The 6,090-nt window shown below is 69.5% G+C and carries 7 protein-coding genes; 4 read left to right on the forward strand and 3 right to left on the reverse strand.

The features are described from left to right. The first annotated feature begins 362 nt into the window (after window positions 1-362). Window positions 363-1,268: an AfsA-related hotdog domain-containing protein gene (locus ACTJKO_RS00715; RefSeq protein ID WP_440684647.1), complete on the forward strand. Its 906-nt coding sequence runs from the start codon at window positions 363-365 to the stop codon at window positions 1,266-1,268. On the opposite strand, the gene ACTJKO_RS00720 is transcribed toward ACTJKO_RS00715, so the two are convergent. The 3 genes from ACTJKO_RS00720 to ACTJKO_RS00730 form a co-directional block, all read right to left on the reverse strand. Then, the gene (locus ACTJKO_RS00720) at window positions 1,258-1,905 is read right to left on the reverse strand and encodes a ScbR family autoregulator-binding transcription factor (protein WP_440684649.1); all 648 of its coding nucleotides are present in this window, start codon (window positions 1,903-1,905) and stop codon (window positions 1,258-1,260) included. The genes ACTJKO_RS00715 and ACTJKO_RS00720 overlap by 11 nt on opposite strands. A gap of 62 nt (window positions 1,906-1,967) precedes the next feature. Continuing rightward, window positions 1,968-2,885: an NAD-dependent epimerase/dehydratase family protein gene (locus ACTJKO_RS00725; protein ID WP_440684651.1), complete on the reverse strand. Its 918-nt coding sequence runs from the start codon at window positions 2,883-2,885 to the stop codon at window positions 1,968-1,970. Between the two features lie 127 nt (window positions 2,886-3,012). Beyond that, window positions 3,013-3,585, reverse strand: a complete 573-nt coding sequence (locus ACTJKO_RS00730) for a TetR/AcrR family transcriptional regulator (RefSeq protein ID WP_440684653.1) — start codon at window positions 3,583-3,585, stop codon at window positions 3,013-3,015. 149 nt (window positions 3,586-3,734) lie between these two features. Between ACTJKO_RS00730 and ACTJKO_RS00735 the strand changes: the two genes are divergently transcribed. From ACTJKO_RS00735 to ACTJKO_RS00745, 3 genes are read left to right on the forward strand one after another with little or no spacing between them, the layout of a single operon-like run. After that, entirely contained in the window at window positions 3,735-4,295 is a 561-nt protein-coding gene (locus ACTJKO_RS00735) for a hypothetical protein (protein WP_440684655.1), read from the forward strand. Next, window positions 4,292-5,731, forward strand: a complete 1,440-nt coding sequence (locus ACTJKO_RS00740) for a dihydrolipoyl dehydrogenase family protein (protein ID WP_440684657.1) — start codon at window positions 4,292-4,294, stop codon at window positions 5,729-5,731. Before ACTJKO_RS00735 ends, ACTJKO_RS00740 begins: the two co-directional genes overlap by 4 nt. 28 nt (window positions 5,732-5,759) lie before the next feature. Further along, on the forward strand, window positions 5,760-6,065 hold the full coding sequence (locus tag ACTJKO_RS00745; protein ID WP_440684659.1) for an EthD family reductase: 306 nt from the start codon (window positions 5,760-5,762) through the stop codon (window positions 6,063-6,065). Window positions 6,066-6,090: the final 25 nt, after the last annotated feature.

Here is a 6,090-nt window from a genome sequence, read left to right on the forward strand (position 1 = left end):
CGGGGAATATCCCGGTGACTCGCAGTGGTGTCGGCAGCGGAGTCCCGGCCCCCGGGTCGTGAGCCCGCTGACGCGGATGGTCGGTCGTGACGGTCATCATGAGTTCCCCTCTTGCTCGATGCCAAGACAAAACCGGCCGCGCGGCTTGTTTGTCAATCCAGAAGCAGAATGTTTACGTTTGCGACATCGCCGAGAAATGTGACTTCGGCCTGCATTTCCTGTGTTCTCCCACAGTCGACAAAACCGACCGAGCGGTTTGTTATTGGCACAGCGGTCACTGCGGTCCGTCGCTCCGGGGGAGCAGCTCCGCAGCCCCCGTGGGCAGTCGCGCATCCACCGCGCTCAGCCGGAAGAGGGGGCACATGTTCAGGGGAATGACGGCCACGGCCACGACGGAGACTGCGCCGACGGTGCGGTTCGAGCGACTCGTCGCCGGGCAGGCGGTGCATCGTTCGAACCTCGCCGACGTCCTCATCACGGACGCACAGCCGCTGGGGCAGGACCGGTTCCTCGCTGGCGCGCACTGGCCGCGGAACCACGTCCTGCTCGGGCGAACCGAGACGGTCGATCCAGCGTTGGCTGCCGAGACCATCCGGCAGGTGACGATCTACGCTGCGCACGCCTTCTACGACGTCGCGTCGGACGCGCAGTTCCTCATGCTCCACATCACCGCGAACGCCTGCTCACGGCCGTCGCGTCAGGTCGGACCGCAGCTCGTCCTCGAGGTGACCTTCACGCGCACACGGCGCATCCGGGAGGCGCTCGCCGAGTTCGAGGTGCAGGTCACCTGCTCCGACGCGGTCGGCGTCGTCGCCAGCGGGTCCGCGTCCGGCAGGATCGTCAGCCGGTCCGTGTACGAGCGTGCCCGCGGCACGGCGGCAGCGGCGGTGCCCGCGGACGACGAGTCGCTGGCCGGTCCGTTGCAGGTCATCAGGAAGGATCCCGTGACGGGCGCGATCCTGCTCGTCGTGGATCCGGACGAACCAGCGTTCTTCGACCATCCACTCGACCACGTCCCCGGCATGCTCATGCTCGAGGCAGCACGCCAGTCGGCACTCGACACCGTCGCCGTCGGCGAGGTAGCGGGGTTCGATGCACGGTTCCGGTCGATCACCGAGCTCAGCGGGCCGTGTCACCTCGTCGTGGTCGACGACGTTCGAGGTCGGTTGGTCCGGTTCGAGCAGGGCGGTCAGGTCACAGCGGAGATCCTCTGCCGGCTTGCATCACCGGCGGCACCGCAGGAGGGCGACGCGGTCACTACCGGCTGAACTGCTTCGCCAACTGCAGCGCTGCCGGCTGTCGCTCGGGCCGGATGATCCCGGGGACCAGGATCACCCACATCTCGCGCATCCGGTCGAACAGGTCGGTGCGACGTGTCAACGTGCCCGACACCAACTGGACGCCGGTGTACGACGCCACGACGAAGCGTCCGAGGGCCACGGGATCGATGTCCTCGCGGACGTCCCCCTGTTCGATGGCCAGTCGGAACAGGTTCTGCATCGTCGCGATCCAGTCCTCGTAGGGAGCGATCGTGGAGAGGTCCTCCGCCGAGCCCTCGGTGGTGAGGCGGATGCCAGCTCGGACGATCTCGTCGTCGGAGAGCTGTCGCGCGAACGATTCGCACATCATCACGACCGCTTCGAATGCACTCCCGGCCCTCGCCAGCACGGTCTCCGCCTCATCGCGGACGATGCGGTGCTGCTCCGCGATGACGGCGTTCGCGATTGCTTCCTTGGACGGGAAGTGGAAGTACATCGCCCCACGGGTGACGCCGGACTCGTCCGAGATCTGATCGAGCGACGCGTTCGCGTACCCCCGCTGATGGAACACGGCAGCTGCCCCGGCGATCACCGCTGCACGCGTCTGGACCGCGCGTTCCTGCGTGGGTGCTGATCGACGTGGCATCACCAGAACGATACCCAAGGCTCCTCGGGTGTGTGCCGGGACGGTGCGGTGCCCGCTCCGGCTCACCCCGCGCGGATGGTCTCGACGTACCAGGAGACATCCGCGGCCGACAGCGGCCTCGGAGCAGGGGCGGTCAGCTCAGCGGCCGACCACGCGTCCGATGAGTCGTGCTCGCTCGCGGCCCCCACCAGGTCGAGGCGGCGAGCGTTCAGGGCGGGGGAACCCATGGCTTCGACGACTGCTTCGACCGACGCGTGCCGAGGCGACGGCTCGACGCCCGCAGCCAGCAGGACAGGGTCCACGAGTGCACGGAAGTCCACTGGCTCACGAGACGTGGCGTGGAGTACCTCCCCGGAAGCGGCTCCGGTCAGGACCAGGCCGGTCACGAGCGCCGCCAGGTCGTGGACGTGGATGCCGGACACGGTGGTCGCCGGCGGACCGGGCCACAGCCCAGTCGTCCGGACGATCCTGGCCAGTGCCGGCACCACCCACCGGTCGCCGGCGCCGTACACGACGTGTGGTCGGACCACTGCCGCGCCTGCGGCGAGGGCCGATCCCTCCGCCTCCAGACGGGTCCTCGACGCGGCCGACATCGGAGCGGTCGGCACGGTGGAGGCCGTGCCGTAGATCCCACCTGGCTTCCCGTACACGGCGGTCGTGCTCACGGACACCGACCTCGTGATGCCGGACCGTGCTGCTTGCGCGAAGACCGTCGCTGCGCCGATCGTGTTCGTTCCTCGAGCGAGTTCCGCATCGTCCCCGGTGTAGCTCGCGGCGAAGACGACGGCGTCGCACCCCTCGACTGCTCCCGCGACCGCCACAGGGTCCTGGACGTCCCCGATGTACCAGTCGCCGGGCGTCGAGTCCGGGCGGCGACGTCGGGAGAACCGGCGCACCCGCAGCCCTGCCGCGGCCAGGTGCGCGCTGACGGTCGACCCGATGAACCCGCTCGCGCCGACCACGAGAACACGAAGCGTCACGATCCGTCCCTCCGAAGCACGCCTGGCTCCTGCAGGGTGCGACCACCAGCGTAGGTGTCTCCACGAGCTCCCGGCCGTCAGGGCACGATGTCGGACGAGCGACGGGCCACGGTGGCCTGCAGCGGTCCTAGCGCCCCTGGGCCACCGCGGCGCTGATGAGCGCCCGGCTGCTGCGCAGGAACGACGCGGCGACCGAGGCCTCCCCGTCGAGGGAACCGGCGACCATCGCCCCGTCGCGCAGGAGCATCAGGTCCGCGGCAGTGCCCGTCGAGTCGGGCAGGTGCAGCGGCTGGACGATCTCCTCGAAGGTGTCCTTGCACCACGACCGGTGCTGGTTCACCGTCTGCCGCACCGCGCTCTCCGGGTCGGGGAACTCAGCAGCGGCGTTGATGAACGGGCAACCACGGAACCCGGCGTCGTTCGCCATCGCTCCGAACGTGCCCGCGATCAGTTCGAAGGTCCGGTCGGCATCGCCCTGCGCGCTCTCGATCGCGACTCCGATGCCCTCCCGCTCCTGTGCCGCACACCGTTCGAGGTGCGCCACGACGAGTTCGTCCTTGCTCTTGAAGTGCCGGTAGAACGTGACCTTCGTCGTGCCGGCCCGCTCGATGACCCGGTCGACGCTGACCGCTCGCACGCCGTCTGCGTAGAACAGCTCGGACGCGGCCTCGATGAGCCGATCGCGCATGGACACCTTCACCGCACCGATCATATTCGGTCCTCCAGATCGCACTTGCACTCGTCGGGATCAGGTCCTACCGTACGTAGAGTGACTAGTCATTCTACTTGTCACGATGCGGGCGAGCAAGGTTCGTTCCCGCTCCTCCACGCTTCGAGAAAGGCCGTCCCATGTCCTCCACAACCGCACCGCGCTCCGCCGGGGTCGCGGCGACGCTGCGCGCCCTCTACGCCGTACGGTTCGCGTTCCAGCTCGTCTGGGCGGTCGTCGTCATCATCACCGCCTCCGGTGGTCTCGACGTCGTGACCATCACCCTGCTGCTCCTGTACCCGCTGTTCGACGTGGCTGCCGCGATCGTCGACCACCGCGCCTCCCGTTCGACCGGTCCTGCCCCGCTGCTGTACGTCAACATGGCCCTCAGCCTGCTGGCTGCGGTGGGGCTCGCCTTCGCGGTCACCTCGGGCATCGCCGCCGTGATGATCGTGTGGGGACTCTGGGCGGTCACGGCCGGCGCAGTGCAGCTGATCGTCGCGATCCTGCGCCGTCGTCTCGGCGGGCAGTGGCCGATGATCCTCAGCGGCGGCATCTCCGTCCTCGCGGGGGCGAGTTTCGTGATCGGAGCAGCGAACGCGACGTCGGTGGCGGGCGTCGGCGGGTACGCGATCCTCGGCGCGGTCTTCTTCCTCGTCTCGGCCATCCGCTTGCGGCGCGCGAAGGCGGACCGGGCATGAGCGGGCGCGAGTACGACGTCATCGTGATCGGGGGCGGTCCCGTCGGCGAGAACGTGGCCGACGGGGTGGTGCAGGGCGGCCTGCGTGTCGCGATCGTCGAGTCGGAACTCGTGGGAGGCGAGTGCTCCTACTGGGCGTGCATGCCGACCAAGGCCCTCCTCCGTGACGTCTCGGCGCTCCGAGCGGTGCAGCACCTGCCCGCGGCCGCCGCTGCCGTCAGAGGAACGTTGAACCCGGCCGCCGTCCTCGCACGCCGTGACCGTTTCGCATCCCACTGGGACGACGCGGGCCAGGTCGCCTGGCTCGAGAGCGCCGGCATCGACCTCGTCCGGGGCCACGGGCGCATCAGTGGCATCCGATCGGTGGACGTCGCCGCCGCGGACGGGACCATCGAGACCCTCTCGGCTCGCCACGCCGTCGTCGTCGCCACCGGGACGAGTGCCGCCGTCCCGCCGATCCGCGACCTCGCCGACGCGAAGCCGTGGACGAGCCGCGAAGCAGTCGCCTCCGACCACATCCCCGAGCGCTTGGCGATCATCGGCGGGGGAGTGGTCGGCACCGAGATGGCGACCGCCTACAGCGCGCTCGGCTCTTCGGTGACCTTCATCGCCCGTGACGGTGTCTTGCCGAACGTCGAGTCCTACGCCTCCGAGCAGGTCGTGCAGTCCCTGGAGACAGCGGGCGTGCGGGTCCTGATCGGCGCCTCACCCGTTCAGGTCCGTCGCGACCCCGGCGGCACCGTGCACGTGACGCTCGAGGCCGGCGAGACGATCGACGCCGACGAGGTCCTGGTCGCCACCGGCCGCACGCCCAACACCGTGGACCTCGGGCTCGAGCGCGTCGGCCTCACCCCGGGCAGCTGGCTCGCCGTCGACGAGACACTCCGGGTCGTCGGAGCCGACGGCGCACCGGTCGGCGACGGCTGGCTCTACGCCGCCGGTGACGTCAACCGTCGGGTGCTCCTGACGCACCAGGGCAAGTACCAGGCCCGAGCGGTCGGTCAGGTCATCGTGGCCCGTGCCACCGGAGCGCACGTCGACGACGCTCCCTGGGGTCGCCACGTCGCGACCGCGGACCACCACGCCGTTCCGCAGGTCGTCTTCAGCAGCCCGGAGATCGTCTCCGTCGGACACACCGTCGCATCCGCGGCCGCCGCCGGGCTGACCGTACGGATCGCCGAGTACGACCTCGGCGCCGTCGCCGGAGCCGCTCTGCACGCCGACGGGTACACCGGTCGGGCGAGCATCCTCGTGGACGACGAGCGCAACACCATCGTCGGGTTCACCGCCGTCGGCCCGGACACCACCGAACTCGTCCACGCGGCGACGATCGCGATCGTCGGCGAGGTGCCGATCGACCGCCTGTGGCACGCCGTGCCCGCGTACCCCACCATCAGCGAGGTCTGGCTCCGTCTGCTCGAGACCCTCGGCCGCTGAACCCCACCCATCACGAAAGGACGACACCATGCCCACGAAGATCACCCTCGTCATCGACAACCCCGCCGACCCGACCGCCTTCGAGCCGATCTCCGCACAGATCGTCGACGCCGCGCGTCAGCTCCCCGGCCTGCGGCGCGCCGAGTCCGCCAAGGTCTGGCCGAAGGAGGACGGCACGCCGACGCCCGCGTACCGCACACTCGACCTGTACTTCGACAGCTACGAAGACGCCTCCGCCGCCGTCACGACCGCTCCCGCACAGGACCTCTTCGGACGTCTCATCGGGTCCGGTGTCTCCTTCACGGGTCTGTTCTCGGACATCGAAGCGGACTGAGCCCTCCCAGACGGACTGGAGGCGC

It is taken from the genome of Curtobacterium sp. 22159, assembly GCF_052045775.1.
Taxonomy (GTDB): Bacteria; Actinomycetota; Actinomycetes; order Actinomycetales; family Microbacteriaceae; genus Curtobacterium.

Excerpts from the sequence above, each read along its gene's own strand:
- ACTJKO_RS00715 (WP_440684647.1), top strand. The coding sequence starts at position 363 with ATGTTCAGGGGAATGACGGCCACGGCCACGACGGAGACTGCGCCGACG.
- ACTJKO_RS00720 (WP_440684649.1), bottom strand. The coding sequence starts at position 1,905 with ATGCCACGTCGATCAGCACCCACGCAGGAACGCGCGGTCCAGACGCGT.
- ACTJKO_RS00735 (WP_440684655.1), top strand. The coding sequence starts at position 3,735 with ATGTCCTCCACAACCGCACCGCGCTCCGCCGGGGTCGCGGCGACGCTG.
- ACTJKO_RS00740 (WP_440684657.1), top strand. The coding sequence starts at position 4,292 with ATGAGCGGGCGCGAGTACGACGTCATCGTGATCGGGGGCGGTCCCGTC.
- ACTJKO_RS00745 (WP_440684659.1), top strand. The coding sequence starts at position 5,760 with ATGCCCACGAAGATCACCCTCGTCATCGACAACCCCGCCGACCCGACC.